Source organism: Citrobacter sp. Cb041, assembly GCF_030336655.1.
GTDB classification, from domain to species: Bacteria; Pseudomonadota; Gammaproteobacteria; order Enterobacterales; family Enterobacteriaceae; genus Citrobacter; species Citrobacter braakii.
The window spans coordinates 84,527-103,135 of sequence record NZ_JAOWDD010000038.1 but is presented as its reverse complement, the minus strand read 5'-3'; the positions used below and the strand labels follow the sequence as shown (position 1 = coordinate 103,135).

Annotated in this window: 12 protein-coding genes; 7 read left to right on the top strand and 5 right to left on the bottom strand. The window is 53.1% G+C overall.

The genetic code is table 11. The annotated features are described in order from the left end of the window. Positions 1-78 precede the first annotated feature (78 nt). The 3 genes from OGV52_RS11890 to aroP all read right to left on the bottom strand — a co-directional run bounded on the left by OGV52_RS11890 (position 79) and on the right by aroP (position 3,967). On the bottom strand, positions 79-1,029 hold the full coding sequence (locus OGV52_RS11890; RefSeq protein ID WP_049269187.1) for a glycoside hydrolase family 43 protein: 951 nt from the start codon (positions 1,027-1,029) through the stop codon (positions 79-81). Further along, positions 1,029-2,435 (bottom strand): glycoside-pentoside-hexuronide (GPH):cation symporter, encoded by a 1,407-nt coding sequence (locus OGV52_RS11885; protein WP_016151715.1) that lies wholly within the window; start codon positions 2,433-2,435, stop codon positions 1,029-1,031. The genes OGV52_RS11890 and OGV52_RS11885 overlap by 1 nt, the downstream gene beginning before the upstream one ends. Positions 2,436-2,593: 158 nt before the next feature. Next, complete coding sequence (aroP, locus tag OGV52_RS11880; RefSeq protein WP_085951098.1) at positions 2,594-3,967, bottom strand: aromatic amino acid transporter AroP; 1,374 nt, start codon at positions 3,965-3,967, stop codon at positions 2,594-2,596. Between the two features lie 564 nt (positions 3,968-4,531). Here aroP and pdhR point away from each other — a divergent pair. From pdhR to traT, 5 genes are all read left to right on the top strand, one after another. Next, on the top strand, positions 4,532-5,296 hold the full coding sequence (pdhR, locus tag OGV52_RS11875) for a pyruvate dehydrogenase complex transcriptional repressor PdhR (protein ID WP_003018699.1): 765 nt from the start codon (positions 4,532-4,534) through the stop codon (positions 5,294-5,296). Positions 5,297-5,458: 162 nt separating this feature from the next. Further along, the gene (aceE, locus tag OGV52_RS11870; protein ID WP_016151717.1) at positions 5,459-8,122 is read left to right on the top strand and encodes a pyruvate dehydrogenase (acetyl-transferring), homodimeric type; all 2,664 of its coding nucleotides are present in this window, start codon (positions 5,459-5,461) and stop codon (positions 8,120-8,122) included. A 14-nt stretch (positions 8,123-8,136) separates the two neighbouring features. Continuing rightward, positions 8,137-10,029 (top strand): pyruvate dehydrogenase complex dihydrolipoyllysine-residue acetyltransferase, encoded by a 1,893-nt coding sequence (gene aceF / locus OGV52_RS11865; RefSeq protein ID WP_287108555.1) that lies wholly within the window; start codon positions 8,137-8,139, stop codon positions 10,027-10,029. A gap of 175 nt (positions 10,030-10,204) precedes the next feature. Continuing rightward, entirely contained in the window at positions 10,205-11,629 is a 1,425-nt protein-coding gene (gene lpdA / locus OGV52_RS11860; RefSeq protein WP_016155701.1) for a dihydrolipoyl dehydrogenase, read from the top strand. 195 nt (positions 11,630-11,824) lie between these two features. Continuing rightward, positions 11,825-12,556, top strand: coding sequence for a conjugal transfer complement resistance protein TraT (gene traT, locus OGV52_RS11855; RefSeq protein WP_043018444.1), 732 nt, complete (start codon positions 11,825-11,827; stop codon positions 12,554-12,556). A gap of 61 nt (positions 12,557-12,617) precedes the next feature. Here the strand turns inward: traT and OGV52_RS11850 are convergent, their stop codons facing one another. Beyond that, positions 12,618-13,412: a DUF2950 family protein gene (locus OGV52_RS11850; RefSeq protein WP_047499851.1), complete on the bottom strand. Its 795-nt coding sequence runs from the start codon at positions 13,410-13,412 to the stop codon at positions 12,618-12,620. A 10-nt stretch (positions 13,413-13,422) separates the two neighbouring features. Next, positions 13,423-15,024, bottom strand: a complete 1,602-nt coding sequence (locus OGV52_RS11845) for a DUF3300 domain-containing protein (RefSeq protein ID WP_049281553.1) — start codon at positions 15,022-15,024, stop codon at positions 13,423-13,425. Positions 15,025-15,471: 447 nt separating this feature from the next. Here OGV52_RS11845 and acnB point away from each other — a divergent pair, with 447 nt between their 5' ends. Both acnB and yacL read left to right on the top strand, forming a co-directional pair. Further along, complete coding sequence (acnB, locus tag OGV52_RS11840; protein WP_016151723.1) at positions 15,472-18,069, top strand: bifunctional aconitate hydratase 2/2-methylisocitrate dehydratase; 2,598 nt, start codon at positions 15,472-15,474, stop codon at positions 18,067-18,069. A 174-nt stretch (positions 18,070-18,243) separates the two neighbouring features. Further along, positions 18,244-18,606 (top strand): protein YacL, encoded by a 363-nt coding sequence (gene yacL / locus OGV52_RS11835; protein WP_075847966.1) that lies wholly within the window; start codon positions 18,244-18,246, stop codon positions 18,604-18,606. Positions 18,607-18,609: the final 3 nt, after the last annotated feature.

The window sequence follows — 18,609 nt, the reverse complement described above, 5'->3', positions numbered from 1 at the left end:
ATTATTAGTGGATGGCGCTGCGCTTATCCGTCGAGGAAAAAAATTGGCCCGGTCGCTTTGTGCTTGCGGGCCAATCTTTCAAAGCGTATCAGCAGGTGGGATGCCAAAATCTGGCATCCCGTTTTCGTTCCAGCGCACCAGCTTCAGACGAGTGTGGCGGTTTGGGTCGTACAGCGGATCGCCCTCGATTTCAGTGTAATTTCTCGCGTGGTACACCAGCACATCTTCACCTTCTGGCGTTTGCGTAAAGCTGTTGTGTCCCGGCCCGTATTGGCGGTTTTCGTAGCTGGTGGTAAAGACCGGGCGCGGCGATTTGTGCCAGTTCTGCGGGTTGAGCGGATCGGCATTGAGATCAATCCACAATAATCCCATACAGTAGTTCTCATCGGTGGCGCTGGCGGAATAGCTGATAAACAGCTTATCGCCGTGAACCATGACGGCCGGGCCTTCGTTGACCCAAAAACCCCGGCATTCCCAGTCATACTCTGGATGACTGAGCATTACCGGCTCGCCTTTAATCGTCCATGGATTTTCCAGTTCGGCGAGATAGATATTGGAGTTTCCGGCGATATCGGGGGATTTCTGCGCCCACAGATACCACTGTTTTCCCTGATGGTTAAAGGTGGTGGCATCGAGCGCGAAGGTATCAAACTGCGTTTTAATCTGCCCTTTCTCTGTCCATTGGCCGGTCAGCGGATCGGCGTCTGCACATTCGAGCGCAAACATACGGTGCTGGAACATCCCCAGCTTGTCGAGCGCCTGTGTGTGGGCGGCGGCAAAATAGATGTACCACTTGCCTGCCAGATGATGGATCTCAGGTGCCCAGATCAACTGGCTCATGGGGCCGTTTTCTGGTTTGCGCCAGACGACAACCGGGACGGCGGTGCGTAACCCTTCCAGCGAGTCCGCCCGGCGGATCTCCAGACGATCGTATTCGGGCACTGAAGCAATGAAATAGTAGTGGCTACCGTCACGTAAAATAAACGGGTCGGCACGCTGTTCAATAAAGGGGTTTGGCCACTGATTCATTAGGCTTTCCTTACGTTTTCAGTCGTTTTTATATCGTGGTACTCATTCAGTTCACGGTAGTTGGCGCGGCGCTTTTCTAAATCTGTCTGGATTTGTTGCATAAACTCGCGGTCAACTTTCAGCAGACGAACTACGCCTGCGGTAATCAGGTAGCCTACACCCGGTATGATGGTAAACAGCAGCATAATACCGTTAATGGCGGAGTCGCTTTGCGCTTTCGCCCCTGCGTCGTAGCCATACCAGGAGAGCAGGAAACCAACCATCGCTCCGGCAATCGCCAGGCCCAGTTTCAGGAAGAACAGGTTGCCGGAGAAGCTGATTCCGGTGATACGTTTACCGGTTTTCCACTCGCCGTAATCATCGACATCTGCCATCAGCGACCAGTGCAGTGGGGATGGGATCTGATGCAGAATGTTGAGCAGGAAGTAAAGCACCATAATCATCATGGTGGCTTTAGGATCGAAGAAGTAAAACGCGCCGGAGAAAATCGCCAGGATGATATTGGTCCAGAAGAAGACTTTCAGTTTGCACCAGCGATCGGTCAGCACCTTCGCCAGCATGCTGCCGATCATCATGCCCACAACGCCAAGGCTGATAAACAGCGTTGCGAACTGCGTGCTTTGCTGCATAACCCAGGTTACGTAGTACATGGTGGCAGCCATGCGAATAAAGCCCGGACAGACGTTGCACAGGGTTAACAGCAGGATTTTTACCCACTGATCGTTCTTCCATACGTCTTTCAGGTCGGCTTTTAAATCGTCGTTAGTCGGGACGGCAGGACGTACGCGCTCACGGACGGTTGCAAAGCAAAACAGGAACATACACATGCCGATGAAGGCCAGCACTGCCATCGCCATCTGATAGCCTTTAGCTTTATCTTCCCCGCCAAACCAGTCCGCCATTGGCAGCAAGGTGAGGGAGAGCAGCAGGGTTGCAATTCCTACCAACACAAAGCGATATGACTGGCAGGCGACACGTTCCTTTGGATCGTTAGTGATGACGCTGCCGAGCGAGCAGTAAGGGATATTGATCGCCGTATAGGTGATAGAGAGCAGGAAGTAGGTGACGAACGCATAGATTACTTTGCTGTTATATGTCCACTCAGGGGTGGTAAACATGAGTACGCTAAATAATGCGTATGGGAAAGCCATCCACAAAAGCCATGGACGAAATCGACCATATTTGCTGCGGGTGCGATCGGCCATCGCGCCCATAATAGGGTCGGTAACGGCATCTATAACGCGTACTGAGAGCAGTAACACGCCGACCAGGGCCGGTGCCAGGCCAAAAATATCTGTGTAAAAATAGTTAACAAACAACATGATGGCGCCAAAGATGATGTTGCATCCGGCGTCGCCCATTCCATAGCCGATCTTTTCTTTCACCGTGAGCTTACTGGTTTCCATCAACTGCACTCCATTAATAAGATATGGAGATAATTATTGTCTGGCAGAGGTGTTTTTGCGTTGCAGGATAACGCCAGTGATATGGACGAAACAGTCGTGAGTGGGAAAGTGTGAGGCAGGTAACAACCCCCACCTGATGCAGGTGGGGGGAGGGAGAATTAATGCGCTTTAGCTACTTTGGCGGTTTTCTGTTTGCACAAATAGCCGATGCCAAGAATGGCAATCCATACCGGGATTAAGTACACCGAAATCGCCATGCCCGGCGTCATCAGCATAATCACCAGCACTGCAGCCATGAAAATCAGACATACCCAGTTACCAAGCGGATAGAGCAGCGCCGGGAAACGGGTGGTAACGCCTTGCTGCTGTTTGGCTTTGCGGAACTTCATGTGCGCCAGACTAATCATTGCCCAGTTGATCACCAGTGCGGAAACCACTAGCGCCATCAGCAGGCCAAAGGCGGATTCCGGTGCCAGATAGTTGATCAGTACACACAGAGCCGTAACCAGCGCGGAGACCAGAATGGTGTTCACCGGTACGCCGCGTTTGTCGACGTTCATTAGCGCTTTTGGCGCGTTACCCTGCTGTGCCAGACCGAACAGCATACGGCTGTTGCAGTATACGCAGCTGTTATAGACAGAAAGGGCAGCGGTCAGCACTACGATGTTCAGAGCATTGGCAACAAAGGTGTCGCCCAGCTCGTGGAAAATAAGGACAAACGGGCTGGTATCTGCCGTGACGCGCGTCCACGGCATCAGGGAAAGCAGAACAGCCAGCGAACCTACATAGAAAATCAGGATACGGTAGATAACCTGGTTGGTTGCTTTGGGAATGCTTTGCTCCGGGTTATCGGCTTCTGCTGCGGTGATCCCGACCAGCTCCAGCCCACCGAAAGAGAACATAATAATAGCCATCATCATCACCAGACCGGTGAAGCCGTGCGGCAGGAAGCCACCCTGACTCCACAGGTTACTGACGCTGGCCTGCGGGCCGCCGTTGCCGCTAAACAACAACCAGCCGCCGAACAGAATCATCGCAACCACGGCAATGACTTTAATAATGGCGAACCAGAACTCCATTTCCCCAAACACTTTCACGTTGGTCAGGTTGATGGCGTTGATCAGCACGAAGAAGGCTGCAGCAGAAACCCAGGTGGGGATATCCGGATACCAGAACTGGATGTATTTACCTACGGCAGTCAGTTCAGCCATGGCAACCAGGACGTACAGTACCCAATAGTTCCAGCCAGAAGAGAAACCCGCGAAACCGCCCCAGTATTTATAAGCAAAGTGGCTAAAGGAGCCTGCAACCGGCTCTTCAACCACCATTTCACCTAACTGACGCATAATCAAAAAGGCGATAAAGCCGGCAATTGCGTAACCCAGAATAATACCCGGTCCTGCAGACTGGATAACAGATGCGCTACCGAGGAATAACCCGGTACCAATCGCGCCACCCAGCGCGATTAGCTGTATATGGCGGTTCTTAAGACCGCGCTTGAGCTGATCGCCATGCTGTTGACTTTCCATCATTAAACCTCGTGTGTGGTTTTACTCTTCATATTTCGAGTACTTATTTTTTGAACTACGCAGCAATGCGTGTGTAAGTTTGCAATTCCGTTTGTTGTATTTATTTGTTTACAGATGCTTTATATAAAATGTTGCCTCAATGCTTTTGTCTTGATCAGAATAATGATATGCGAGCGCGAATGCACCTGCTTTATGCGGGCAAGATGACGAGTTGAATAAAAAGAAACCATTTGTAAATGCGAGTTTATCTACCACAAAATTTCCATTTTGAATTTTTATTCACTAATTGTGGCTAATGTGTCGATAAATAATCAGGTGAATCGGTTCAGATGAGATATTTTTTCGTTTCAATTCCGTTAAAACTACCCCGTGGTGGGTAAATTTAACATTTGTGCATAGTTACATGTTTGAAACGTTATTTCTGTAATGTTGTTAAAATATGCCCCCTTTACTGATTTCAATCAAAACCTGTATGGACAGAAGGTGAATACTTTGTTACTTTAGCGTCAAGAACATGAAATTGGTAAGACCAATTGACTCCGGGCAAATGGCTTAAGACAGGAAATCATGGCCTACAGCAAAATCCGCCAACCAAAACTCTCCGATGTGATTGAGCAGCAGCTGGAGTTTTTAATTCTTGAGGGGACACTTCGCCCCGGAGAAAAACTCCCACCGGAACGCGAGCTGGCAAAACAGTTCGACGTCTCCCGCCCCTCCTTACGCGAGGCGATCCAACGCCTTGAAGCGAAGGGGTTACTGCTTCGTCGTCAGGGCGGTGGCACTTTTGTTCAGAGCAGCCTGTGGCAGAGCTTTAGCGACCCACTGGTAGAGCTGCTCTCCGACCATCCTGAATCCCAGTTTGACCTGCTTGAGACGCGCCATGCGCTGGAAGGTATTGCAGCCTATTACGCTGCACTGCGCAGCACGGATGAAGACAAAACGCGTATCCGTGAACTCCACCATGCGATCGAGCTTGCTCAACAGTCCGGCGATCTTGACGGCGAATCTGACGCAGTACTCCAGTATCAAATTGCTGTCACCGAAGCGGCACATAATGTGGTGCTGCTCCATTTGCTAAGGTGTATGGAGCCGATGCTGGCCCAGAACGTTCGGCAAAACTTCGAATTGCTGTATGCGCGTCGCGAGATGCTGCCGCTGGTGAGCAGTCACCGTACCCGCATCTTTGAAGCAATTATCGCCGGGAAGCCTGAAGAAGCGCGTGAAGCGTCTCACCGTCACCTGGCGTTTATCGAAGAGATTCTGCTGGACAGAAGCCGTGAGGAAAGCCGTCGTGAACGCGCCTTACGCCGTCTGGAGCAACGAAAGAATTAGTGATTTTTCTGGCAGAACGTTAACCAGAAGATGTTGTAAATCAAGCGCTATCGAAAGGCGCGGCAACTAAACGCAGAACCTGTCTTATTACGCTCTCTGGTGAGAACGTAATGGGACAGGTTCCAGATAACTCAACGTATTAGATAGATAAGGAATACCCCCATGTCAGAACGTTTCCCAAATGACGTGGATCCGATCGAAACTCGCGACTGGCTACAGGCGATCGAATCGGTCATCCGTGAAGAAGGTGTTGAGCGTGCTCAGTATCTGATCGACCAACTGCTTTCAGAAGCTCGCAAAGGCGGCGTGAAAGTAGCGGCAGGTGCTGGGGCCAGCAATTATGTAAACACTATTGCCGTTGAAGATGAACCGGAATACCCGGGCAATCTGGAGCTGGAGCGTCGTATTCGTTCTGCTATCCGCTGGAACGCCATCATGACCGTACTGCGCGCGTCTAAAAAGGACCTCGAGCTGGGTGGCCACATGGCATCCTTCCAGTCCTCCGCAACGGTGTATGATGTTTGCTTCAACCACTTCTTCCGTGCACGCAACGAGCAGGATGGCGGCGATCTGGTTTACTTCCAGGGCCACATCTCTCCGGGCATCTACGCTCGCGCATTCCTGGAAGGTCGTCTGACTGAAGAGCAGATGAACAACTTCCGTCAGGAAGTACATGGCAAAGGCCTGTCTTCCTACCCGCACCCGAAACTGATGCCGGAATTCTGGCAGTTCCCGACCGTATCTATGGGTCTGGGCCCAATCGGTGCAATCTACCAGGCTAAATTCCTGAAATATCTGGAACACCGTGGCCTGAAAGATACCTCTAAACAAACCGTTTACGCCTTCCTGGGCGACGGCGAAATGGATGAGCCAGAATCTAAGGGTGCAATCACCATCGCGACCCGTGAGAAACTGGACAACCTGGTCTTTGTTATCAACTGTAACCTGCAGCGTCTTGACGGTCCGGTCACCGGTAACGGCAAGATTGTTAACGAACTGGAAGGCATCTTCGCGGGCGCTGGCTGGAACGTTATCAAAGTCATGTGGGGCGGTCGTTGGGATGAGCTGCTGCGTAAAGATACCAGCGGTAAACTGATCCAACTGATGAACGAAACCGTTGACGGCGACTACCAGACCTTTAAATCCAAAGATGGCGCATACGTACGTGAGCACTTCTTCGGTAAATATCCGGAAACCGCAGCCCTGGTTGCTGACTGGACTGACGAGCAGATTTGGGCTCTGAACCGTGGTGGCCACGATCCGAAGAAAGTCTACGCTGCACTGAAGAAAGCGCAGGAAACCAAAGGCAAAGCAACTGTAATCCTGGCCCATACCATCAAAGGTTACGGCATGGGTGACACCGCCGAAGGTAAAAACATCGCTCACCAGGTTAAGAAAATGAACATGGACGGCGTGCGTTATATCCGCGACCGTTTCAACGTTCCTGTGACCGATGAGCAGGTTGAAAACCTGTCTTACATTACCTTCCCGGAAGGTTCTGAAGAGCACACTTATCTGCACGCTCAGCGTCAGAAACTGCACGGCTATCTGCCTGCTCGTCAGCCGAACTTCACCGAGAAGCTGGAACTGCCTGCTCTGGAAGACTTCGGTGCGCTGCTGGAAGAGCAGAACAAAGAAATCTCAACCACTATCGCTTTCGTTCGTGCCCTGAACGTAATGCTGAAGAACAAGTCGATCAAAGATCGTCTGGTTCCGATCATCGCTGACGAAGCGCGTACTTTCGGTATGGAAGGTCTGTTCCGTCAGATCGGTATCTACAGCCCGAACGGTCAGCAGTATACCCCGCAGGACCGTGAGCAGGTTGCTTACTATAAAGAAGACGAGAAAGGTCAGATCCTGCAGGAAGGCATCAACGAACTGGGTGCTGGCGCATCCTGGCTGGCTGCTGCGACCTCCTACAGCACCAACGATCTGCCGATGATTCCGTTCTACATCTACTACTCCATGTTCGGGTTCCAGCGTATCGGTGACCTGTGCTGGCAGGCAGGCGACCAACAGGCTCGCGGCTTCCTGGTAGGGGGAACTTCTGGTCGTACGACGCTGAACGGCGAAGGTCTGCAGCACGAAGATGGTCACAGCCATATTCAGTCTCTGACTATCCCGAACTGTATCTCTTACGATCCGTCTTACGCGTACGAAGTTGCGGTCATCATGCACGATGGTCTGGAGCGTATGTACGGTGAGAAACAAGAGAACGTTTACTACTACATCACCACGCTGAACGAAAACTACCACATGCCGGCAATGCCAGCAGGTGCCGAGGAAGGTATCCGTAAAGGTATCTACAAACTCGAAACCCTCGAAGGTAAGAAAGGTAAAGTTCAGCTGCTGGGCTCCGGTTCTATCCTGCGTCACGTGCGTGAAGCAGCACAGATCCTGGCGAACGACTACGGTGTAGGTTCTGACGTTTACAGCGTAACCTCCTTCACTGAACTGGCGCGTGATGGCCAGGATTGTGAACGCTGGAACATGCTGCACCCGATGGAAACTCCGCGCGTTCCGTACATCGCTCAGGTGATGAACGACGCTCCGGCAGTGGCATCTACTGACTATATGAAACTGTTTGCCGAACAGGTTCGTACTTATGTACCGGCTGATGATTATCGCGTACTGGGTACTGACGGCTTCGGTCGCTCTGACAGCCGTGAAAACCTGCGTCACCACTTCGAAGTTGATGCTTCTTATGTGGTTGTAGCGGCCCTGGGCGAACTGGCTAAACGTGGCGAAATCGATAAGAAAGTGGTTGCTGACGCAATCATCAAATTCAACATCGATGCAGATAAAGTTAACCCGCGTCTGGCGTAAGAGGTAAAAGAATAATGGCTATCGAAATCAATGTACCGGACATCGGGGCTGATGAAGTTGAAATCACCGAGATCCTGGTCAAAGTAGGCGACAAAGTTGAAGCTGAACAGTCGCTGATCACCGTAGAAGGCGACAAAGCCTCTATGGAAGTTCCGTCTCCTCAGGCAGGTATCGTTAAAGAGATCAAAGTCTCTGTTGGCGACAAAACTGAGACCGGCAAACTGATCATGATTTTCGATTCCGCCGATGGTGCAGCAGCCGCTGCACCTGCTCCGGCAGAAGAGAAGAAAGAAGCAGCTCCGGCAGCAGCACCTGCTGCGGCAGCGGCGAAAGAAGTACACGTACCGGACATCGGCGGTGACGAAGTCGAAGTTACCGAGGTTATGGTTAAAGTGGGCGACACCGTTGCGGCTGAACAGTCTCTGATCACCGTTGAAGGCGATAAAGCGTCGATGGAAGTTCCGGCGCCGTTCGCGGGCACCGTTAAAGAGATCAAAATCAACACGGGCGACAAAGTGTCTACCGGTTCTCTGATTATGGTCTTCGAAGTTGCAGGCGCAGCGCCTGCTGCAGCACCGGCTCAGGCGGCAACTCCAGCAGCAGCGGCGGCTCCGGCAGCTTCTGGCTCGAAAGAGGTTAACGTTCCGGATATCGGCGGTGACGAAGTTGAAGTCACTGAAGTGATGGTTAAAGTGGGCGATAAAATTGCCGCTGAGCAGTCACTGATTACCGTTGAAGGCGATAAAGCGTCGATGGAAGTTCCGGCACCGTTCGCGGGCACCGTGAAGGAAATCAAAATCAGCACCGGTGACAAAGTCAAAACCGGTTCTCTGATTATGATCTTCGAAGTTGAAGGCGCAGCACCTGCTGCCGCTCCAGCTGCCGCGGCTGCTCCAGCCTCTGCAGCTGCACCGGCTCAGGCTGCTAAACCAGCCGTAGCTCCGGCCGCGAAAGCGGAAGGTAAATCTGAGTTCGCTGAGAACGACGCTTACGTTCATGCAACGCCGCTGATTCGTCGCCTGGCGCGCGAGTTCGGTGTAAACCTGGCGAAAGTGAAAGGTTCTGGCCGTAAAGGTCGTATCCTGCGTGAAGACGTTCAGGCTTACGTGAAAGACGCTATCAAGCGTGCTGAAGCTGCTCCGGCAGCAGCAGGCGGCGGTATTCCGGGCATGCTGCCTTGGCCGAAAGTGGACTTCAGCAAGTTTGGTGAAATCGAAGAAGTGGAACTGGGTCGTATCCAGAAAATCTCTGGTGCTAACCTGAGCCGTAACTGGGTGATGATCCCGCACGTTACGCACTTCGACAAGACCGATATCACCGATCTGGAAGCGTTCCGTAAACAGCAGAACGCCGAAGCTGAAAAACGTAAACTGGACGTGAAATTCACGCCAGTGGTCTTCATCATGAAAGCCGTTGCCGCCGCTCTGGAACAGATGCCACGCTTCAACAGCTCTCTGTCTGAAGACGGTCAGCGTCTGACCCTGAAAAAATACATCAACATCGGTGTTGCGGTAGATACGCCGAATGGTCTGGTTGTTCCGGTCTTCAAAGACGTGAACAAGAAGAGCATTACCGAGCTGTCTCGTGAACTGACCACCATTTCCAAGAAAGCGCGTGATGGCAAGCTGACCGCTGGCGAAATGCAGGGCGGTTGCTTCACCATCTCCAGCATCGGTGGCCTGGGTACGACCCACTTCGCGCCGATTGTGAACGCGCCGGAAGTGGCTATCCTCGGTGTCTCCAAGTCCTCTATGGAGCCAGTGTGGAACGGTAAAGAGTTTATGCCGCGTCTGATGATGCCGATTTCGCTCTCCTTCGACCACCGCGTAATCGACGGTGCTGATGGTGCGCGCTTTATCACCATCATCAACAACATGCTGTCTGACATTCGCCGCCTGGTGATGTAAGCGAAAAAGCCGGCCCGACGGCCGGCTTTTTTCTGGTAATCTCATGAAGTCAGTGAGGTTATTGTGCGAAAGACAAATCGGTTGCCGTTTGTTGTTTCAAAATTGTTAACAATTTTGTAAAATACGGGCGGATAGAACGACCCGGTGGACGACGGGTATAAATTAAGAGGTCATGATGAGCACTGAAATCAAAACTCAGGTCGTGGTACTTGGGGCAGGCCCTGCAGGTTACTCTGCTGCCTTCCGTTGCGCAGATTTAGGTCTGGAGACCGTCATCGTAGAACGTTACAGCACCCTCGGTGGTGTTTGTCTGAACGTCGGCTGTATCCCTTCTAAAGCGCTGCTGCACGTAGCAAAAGTTATCGAAGAAGCCAAAGCGCTGGCTGAACACGGTATCGTTTTTGGCGAGCCGAAAACCGATATCGACAAGATTCGTACCTGGAAAGAAAAAGTTATCACTCAACTGACCGGCGGTCTGGCGGGTATGGCCAAAGGCCGTAAAGTGAAAGTGGTGAACGGTCTGGGTAAATTTACCGGGGCAAACACCCTGGAAGTTGAAGGTGAAAACGGCAAAACCGTGATCAACTTTGACAACGCGATCATCGCGGCGGGTTCCCGTCCGATCGAACTGCCATTCATTCCGCATGAAGATCCGCGCGTGTGGGATTCCACCGATGCACTGGAACTGAAAACTGTTCCTAAGCGCCTGCTGGTAATGGGCGGCGGTATCATCGGTCTGGAAATGGGTACCGTGTACCATGCGCTGGGTTCAGAGATCGACGTGGTTGAAATGTTCGACCAGGTTATCCCGGCTGCCGATAAAGACGTGGTTAAAGTCTTTACCAAACGCATCAGCAAGAAATTCAACCTGATGCTGGAAACCAAAGTAACCGCCGTTGAAGCGAAAGAAGACGGTATCTACGTTTCCATGGAAGGCAAAAAAGCGCCTGCTGAAGCTCAGCGTTACGATGCAGTGCTGGTGGCTATCGGTCGTGTACCGAACGGCAAAAACCTCGACGCGGGCAAAGCTGGCGTGGAAGTTGATGACCGTGGCTTCATCCGCGTTGACAAACAGCTGCGTACCAACGTGCCGCACATCTTTGCTATCGGCGATATCGTCGGTCAGCCGATGCTGGCGCACAAAGGTGTTCACGAAGGTCACGTTGCCGCTGAAGTTATCGCCGGTAAGAAACACTACTTCGATCCGAAAGTTATCCCATCCATCGCCTACACTGAACCAGAAGTAGCATGGGTTGGCCTGACGGAGAAAGAAGCTAAAGAGAAAGGCATCAGCTTTGAGACCGCCACCTTCCCGTGGGCTGCTTCTGGTCGTGCTATCGCTTCCGACTGCGCAGACGGTATGACTAAACTGATTTTCGACAAAGAATCTCACCGTGTTATCGGTGGTGCGATTGTCGGTACCAACGGCGGTGAGCTGCTGGGTGAAATCGGTCTGGCGATCGAAATGGGTTGTGATGCTGAAGACATTGCGCTGACCATCCACGCGCACCCGACTCTGCACGAGTCTGTGGGCCTGGCGGCAGAAGTGTTCGAAGGTAGCATCACCGACCTGCCAAACCCGAAAGCGAAGAAAAAGTAATCTTCCCGCTTTTGTGAAAACGCCTCTTCGGAGGCGTTTTTTTTGCCTGAAAGCTACCAGTTCTGGTAGTCATCTTATTGATATTTCCACTAAAAAAAATTGCGCAACTGCCGATACTTTTTTCGCCATTGTGTGGCTACTGGCCGCGCGGTTAAGAGGCTCTGGATTCTCTATTACACGAAAAAAGGAAATAACATGTCTTTAAAAAAAATCGCGGTTGTTGGCATGGTTGTCGCGACAATGACGCTGACTGGTTGTGGCGCGATGACCACCGCCGTTAAAAAACGTAATCTCGAAGTGAAAACGCAGATGAGTGAAACCATCTGGCTGGAGCCTTCCAGCGAGAAGACCGTCTACATTCAGGTAAAAAACACTTCTGATAAAGACATGAGCAACCTGCAAACCCTGCTGGCAAACGACCTGTCTGCGAAGGGCTATAAAGTGACCAGTTCACCAGACAGCGCTTACTACTGGGTACAGGCGAACGTACTGAAAGCGGACAAAATGGATCTGCGTGAAGCTCAGGGCTTCCTGAAGACCGGCTATGAAGGGGCAGCGGTGGGTGCTGCGTTGGGAGCGGGCATCACCGCCTATAACAGCAACTCCTCCGGCGCGGCGCTGGGCGTTGGCCTGGCGGCGGGGCTGATCGGTATGGCCGCGGATGCCATGGTAGAAGACGTGAACTACACCATGGTCACTGACCTGCAAATCTCTGAGCGCAGCAAAGCGAAAGTGACAACGGATAACGTTGCCGCACTGCGCCAGGGCACGTCCGGTATCAAGCTGCAAACCAGCAGCGCGCAGGGCGATCGCGCAAAATACCAGACCCGCGTCGTGTCTAATGCCAACAAAGTGAACCTGAAGTTCGAAGAAGCGAAACCGGTTCTGGAAGCGCAGCTGGCGAAATCCGTCGCTAACATCCTGTAATCTCTCGTGAGTTGGCCGGAGGGGGGGCGCTTCCCCGGCCAAATCACTATTTGACTGGCATTCAGGGCGCTACGGGCTGCCAGTTTTTATCCAGATGATATGCGGTTAACGCCTCGGCTTTCTGCTGTGCATCAGCGCCGAGATCTGCCTGATAGACTTTATCATCACCGTTAATCATAAAACTCATAACGCCAGTGTGATCGTAGCTGACGGGCCAGGCAACCATCGCAAAGCCGCTGGTTTTATCGGGAAGGATACGGAAACGATAGCCGTGATAGCCCGTGCCAGGCTCTTGCGGACTAAAGGCCGGGCCAAGCGGGCTTGGCGCTTCGCCGGGCGAAACAGGCCAGTACAGACCATCTTTTTTCCCTTCAGAACTGACAATCTTTTGCGCGTATTTTTGGTTCATCGCAAAGTAGCTTTGCTGAGCATCTACATAGGCGTGTAATGCTTCAATAGCGGCAAGTTCGTTGCGCCCAATCTCACGGGTCAGGATCTCTTCAGCCGCTTCCTTGATATCAAATTGCCAGCCGGAAGCGGTTTTAACAACCGGGATCGGCAGTTGCCAGTCGCTGTCCCCGACCACCAGGTGCGCGCTATTGCCGTCGATGACGGTATTATGGCGGACCTTCCAGTCGCGCAGGAAGCGATCAACCGCATCAGGATCGACGCCTTCCGGTGGCAGAAACTCGCGCCAGTTTTCCCCGAGCAGGTTGTTCATCGCGCTTTCATTCTGCTCGCTTATCGCGGTTGCCAGGGCATCGGTCGCCTGGTCTGGTGTGCTGAAGGATTGCTGTGCCATCGCGGTGGTCGAAACCATGAATAACACCATTCCACTGAGTAGTTTATTTTTCATGTCGCTTCCCTTAACGATGACGGAATTCACGGTGTTCAGCACGGTCGCCGGATAGCTGGCGAGATGGCTGATTGCGGGCGACCTGCCTGCTTTGAGCCCCTCGCTGCTGCTGCGCCTGCCAACTGGCGGAGCGACTGTCGTTGCCGCTCAGCGCATTGGCCCGCGGTTGGCTGGTCCGTTGTTGAAGATTGCGCTGCTGCACGTTGCGTTGCTGCGCTGGTTGCGTGACCCGTTTCTCTTGTCGCTGAGTGGCGGCCTGGCGATGTTCATGTTGCTGAGTGTTTGCCCGTTTTGCCGTTTGCGGTTTGGTATCGTAACCACGGTAGTTATTACGCTGGGAAATTTGCTTTAGCTGTTGGCTGGATGCCTGACGCTGGGCGTCTTTCGTTCCCGTACGCGCCGTCTGGGGGAAGGTTTTCCCCGTTGATTTTTCCATCTGGCTCAACGCTGCCTGACGCTGGCTATCACGGTTGACCGGTCTTTGCTGGGTTGAGCTTAGGCCCGTAGCCGTGTTAGTGGAGTGGAAGCGGTTATTGAGCTGGCTATTAGGGTACGGCACCCCTTCGCGATAGGCCGGGTTGTGCTGCCAGGTACGGTTGGCATCCGTCAGACGCTGTCCACTGATTTTATTGAAGTTATCTACGTTGATATTGATGTTGTTATCACCGTTGCGGTTATAGCCGCCATGGTTATCCCAGTCATCGTTATGATGGTGATCCCAGTCATCGTCGTCATCCCAGTCGATATTGCTGAAAATGGCATAAGTTGTGGCGACGCCGAGGCTGAAGCCTAAACCGTTAACGAAGCTGTTGCCAAACTGCTCGCCGGGCGTTGGCGGTAGATAGGTTGGCGGATAGGCGGTGTTCGGCCAGGTACCGTAAACCGTATTTGGGTTATAGGTGGGAACGTAAACTACCTGCGGGTCGGCGGATTCAATTTTGATTACCGTTGGGCTTGCTGAAGCAGCGGTCGTGGCTGTTGTGGTCGTTGACTCGCTGGTAACGGTTTTAGCCGGAGCTGCTTTGGCCACGGTGGTAACAGTCTGCTGCGGTGTTGATTGCAATGCTCCGGTCTGTTGCGCCAGCGCACGCAGGCGTTGAACTGAATCCATAACCTCTTTCGGCTGCGCAAGGAATGCATCGCCCAGGCTCTGTACCCACGGCGGATTTTCACCCATCAGCGACATCAGCTGCGGAAACGCCACCAGCGATTTCACGCTGGGATCCCAGGGTTGGCTGGCAACGGCCTGAATGGCGGCATCACCCTGCATTTTGGGATTGTCTTTTGACCACTGCGCGGCCTGGATGACGTTGGCCGGGTAGGTTGAGGCCATCAAAATTTGCGACAGCAGTGAATCCGGATAGAGCGCGATAGGCGCAACCCACTGATCGATTTGTGCCGATGTGTACGTAGGGGCTGCGGTGGGCGCTGGTTGATCGGCCGGGGCAGGGGCCGCTACGGGAGCTGGAGCCGGTGCGGACGGTTGCTGTGCGACGGGGGCTGGAGCTGCTGGCTCCGTTGCGCGACTTTTAACGAACATCACGCCAGAGGCGGCAAACAGCCCGGCACTGCACAGAAGGACAAGCAGATGTGGCTTAAAGGGCAACTTCATAAAATGACTCCAACGAGACAAGCGCTGTGCCGTGAGGCGTTCTGTTGCCGCGAGTATTATTCACCCGTGTTAGATAGTTTTGACTTTTATTGGGGATTCACCCGGCAGGTCCGGAAAAAGAGTGTGAAGATTTATTACACAATTATATCTGATGGCTGAAAAATCGCTGGAATATTCAGCATGTCGCGCTTGAAAATCAACCGTTTCACATCGTTTTTAGGGAGCCTAAATTACGCCCTGCCCTGTCGCTACACCATTCTTAACGATTCAGCCAATTTTTTATGTTGCTTTTTTGTAAACGGATTAACACTTAATGAAAATCCTGTTATTGTGCCTTACGCGGTACCGGGCATTTACCCTACTAACTACTGTCTCACAGGAGCGTGAAGAGAATCGCCCATCTACAAAAGCGCCGCATTATGACAATGAGAGCGAGGAGATATCGTCGTGCTAGAAGAATACCGTAAGCACGTAGCTGAGCGTGCTGCCCAGGGGATTGTGCCAAAACCGTTAGACGCAACCCAAATGGCCGCACTAGTCGAGCTGCTGAAGACCCCGCCTGTGGGCGAAGAAGAATTCCTGTTAGACCTGTTGATCAACCGCGTTCCTCCTGGCGTAGATGAAGCCGCTTATGTTAAAGCGGGTTTTCTCGCTGCCGTCGCGAAAGGCGACACCACCTCCCCGCTGGTGACTCCAGAAAAAGCCATTGAACTGCTGGGCACCATGCAGGGTGGTTACAACATTCATCCGCTGATCGACGCGCTTGACGACGCAAAACTGGCGCCGATTGCCGCCAAAGCGCTCTCTTCAACGCTGCTGATGTTCGATAACTTCTACGATGTAGAAGAAAAAGCCAAAGCGGGCAACGAATATGCGAAGCAGGTAATGCAGTCCTGGGCCGATGCCGAATGGTTCCTGAACCGTCCTGCTCTGGCTGAAAAAATCACCGTTACCGTGTTTAAAGTGACGGGTGAAACCAACACCGATGACCTCTCTCCGGCACCGGACGCATGGTCTCGCCCGGATATCCCTCTGCACGCGCTGGCGATGCTGAAAAACGCCCGTGAAGGTATTGAACCGGACCAGCCGGGCGCGGTAGGCCCGATCAAACAGATTGAAGAACTGCAGAAAAAAGGCTACCCGCTGGCTTATGTGGGTGACGTTGTTGGTACCGGCTCTTCGCGTAAATCTGCAACCAACTCCGTACTGTGGTTCATGGGCGATGATATCCCTCATGTACCGAACAAGCGCGGCGGCGGTCTGTGTCTCGGCGGCAAAATTGCACCTATCTTCTTCAATACCATGGAAGATGCGGGCGCACTGCCAATCGAAGTGGACGTTTCGAACATGAACATGGGCGACGTGATTGACGTTTACCCGTTCAAAGGAGAAGTGCGTAACCACGAAACCGGCGAATTGCTGGCAAGCTTTGAGCTGAAAACTGATGTGCTGATCGACGAAGTGCGCGCTGGTGGCCGTATTCCGCTGATCATCGGTCGTGGCCTGACCACCAAAGCGCGCGAAGCGCTGGGACTGCCGCACAGCGACGTATTCCGTCAGGCGAAAGACGTGGCGGAAAGCAGCCGCGGCTTCTCTCTGGCGCAGAAAATGGTGGGCCGCGCCTGCGGCGTGAAAGGTATCCGTCCGGGCGCGTACTGCGAACCGAAGATGACCTCCGTGGGTTCTCAGGATACCACCGGCCCGATGACCCGTGATGAACTGAAAGACCTGGCGTGCCTGGGCTTCTCTGCTGACCTGGTGATGCAGTCCTTCTGTCACACTGCCGCGTATCCAAAGCCGGTTGACGTGACCACGCACCACACTCTGCCGGACTTCATCATGAACCGTGGCGGCGTGTCGCTGCGTCCGGGCGATGGCGTAATCCACTCCTGGCTGAACCGCATGCTGTTGCCGGATACCGTCGGCACCGGCGGTGACTCCCATACTCGTTTCCCGATTGGCATCTCCTTCCCGGCGGGTTCTGGCCTGGTGGCGTTTGCTGCTGCGACCGGCGTGATGCCGCTGGATATGCCGGAATCCGTTCTGGTGCGTTTCAAAGGCAAAATGCAGCCGGGGATTACCCTGCGCGATCTGGTACACGCCATTCCGCTGTACGCGATCAAACAGGGTCTGCTGACCGTTGAGAAGAAAGGTAAGAAAAACATCTTCTCTGGCCGCATCCTCGAAATCGAAGGTCTGCCGGATCTGAAAGTGGAGCAGGCGTTCGAACTGACCGATGCCTCCGCTGAACGTTCCGCTGCCGGTTGTACCATCAAACTGAACAAAGAGCCGATCGTTGAGTATCTGAACTCTAACATCGTTCTGCTGAAGTGGATGATCGCTGAAGGTTACGGCGATCGCCGTACGCTGGAGCGCCGTGTGCAGGGGATGGAAAAATGGCTGGCGGATCCGCAATTGCTGGAAGCCGACGCTGACGCAGAATACGCGGCGGTGATCGACATCGATCTGGCGGATATCAAAGAGCCAATCCTGTGTGCACCGAACGATCCGGACGACGCGCGTCTGCTGTCTGACGTGCAGGGCGAGAAGATCGATGAAGTCTTCATTGGCTCCTGCATGACTAACATCGGCCACTTCCGTGCGGCGGGTAAACTGCTGGATGCACACAAAGGCCAGTTGCCGACGCGTCTGTGGGTGGCTCCGCCAACCCGTATGGATGCGGCGCAGCTGACCGAAGAAGGCTACTACAGCGTGTTTGGTAAGAGCGGTGCGCGTATTGAGATCCCAGGCTGTTCGCTGTGCATGGGTAACCAGGCGCGTGTGGCTGACGGCGCAACGGTGGTTTCGACCTCTACCCGTAACTTCCCGAACCGTTTAGGTACCGGGGCGAACGTCTACCTGGCTTCTGCGGAGCTGGCGGCGGTTGCGGCGCTGATTGGCAAACTGCCGACGGCGGAAGAATATCAGACCTATGTGGCGCAGGTTGATAAGACGGCGGTGGATACTTACCGTTATCTGAACTTCGACCAGCTGTCTCAGTATACTGAGAAAGCCGATGGTGTGATTTTCCAGACCGCGGTGTAATACGCTAACGCGATTTGTGTAAAAACGCATCAATGCCCGGAGAAGTCTGCTTCTCCGGGCATTTTTATTTCTATTCCTTATACCCGCTACGCTTTTTTTCTGCCGCGCTGCTGCGATAATTACAGCAAGGTGCAATGCGGTATTGGCGCATTGCCGGGAGCAGAGGAAGACATTATGGATTACGAATTTCTGCGCGATATTACCGGAGTGGTAAAAGTGCGTATGTCCATGGGCCACGAGGTGGTGGGGCACTGGTTTAACGAAGAAGTGAAAGAGAACCTGGCCTTACTTGATGAAGTGGAACAGGCGGCGCATGCGGTGAAGGGCAGTGAGCGCTCCTGGCAGCGAGCAGGGCATGAATACACGCTCTGGCTGGATGGTGAAGAGGTGATGGTGCGCGCCAATCAGCTGGAATTCTCCGGAGATGAAATGGAAGAGGGGATGAGCTACTACGACGAAGAGAGCTTTTCACTTTGCGGCGTAGAGGACTTTCTTCAGGTCGTGGCGGCGTACCGCGAGTTTGTACAACAACGCTAATCA

Coding starts and splice junctions, on each gene's coding strand:
- OGV52_RS11890 (WP_049269187.1), bottom strand. CDS start 1,029: ATGAATCAGTGGCCAAACCCCTTTATTGAACAGCGTGCCGACCCGTTT.
- OGV52_RS11885 (WP_016151715.1), bottom strand. CDS start 2,435: ATGGAAACCAGTAAGCTCACGGTGAAAGAAAAGATCGGCTATGGAATG.
- aroP (WP_085951098.1), bottom strand. CDS start 3,967: ATGATGGAAAGTCAACAGCATGGCGATCAGCTCAAGCGCGGTCTTAAG.
- pdhR (WP_003018699.1), top strand. CDS start 4,532: ATGGCCTACAGCAAAATCCGCCAACCAAAACTCTCCGATGTGATTGAG.
- aceE (WP_016151717.1), top strand. CDS start 5,459: ATGTCAGAACGTTTCCCAAATGACGTGGATCCGATCGAAACTCGCGAC.
- aceF (WP_287108555.1), top strand. CDS start 8,137: ATGGCTATCGAAATCAATGTACCGGACATCGGGGCTGATGAAGTTGAA.
- lpdA (WP_016155701.1), top strand. CDS start 10,205: ATGAGCACTGAAATCAAAACTCAGGTCGTGGTACTTGGGGCAGGCCCT.
- traT (WP_043018444.1), top strand. CDS start 11,825: ATGTCTTTAAAAAAAATCGCGGTTGTTGGCATGGTTGTCGCGACAATG.
- OGV52_RS11850 (WP_047499851.1), bottom strand. CDS start 13,412: ATGAAAAATAAACTACTCAGTGGAATGGTGTTATTCATGGTTTCGACC.
- OGV52_RS11845 (WP_049281553.1), bottom strand. CDS start 15,024: ATGAAGTTGCCCTTTAAGCCACATCTGCTTGTCCTTCTGTGCAGTGCC.
- yacL (WP_075847966.1), top strand. CDS start 18,244: ATGGATTACGAATTTCTGCGCGATATTACCGGAGTGGTAAAAGTGCGT.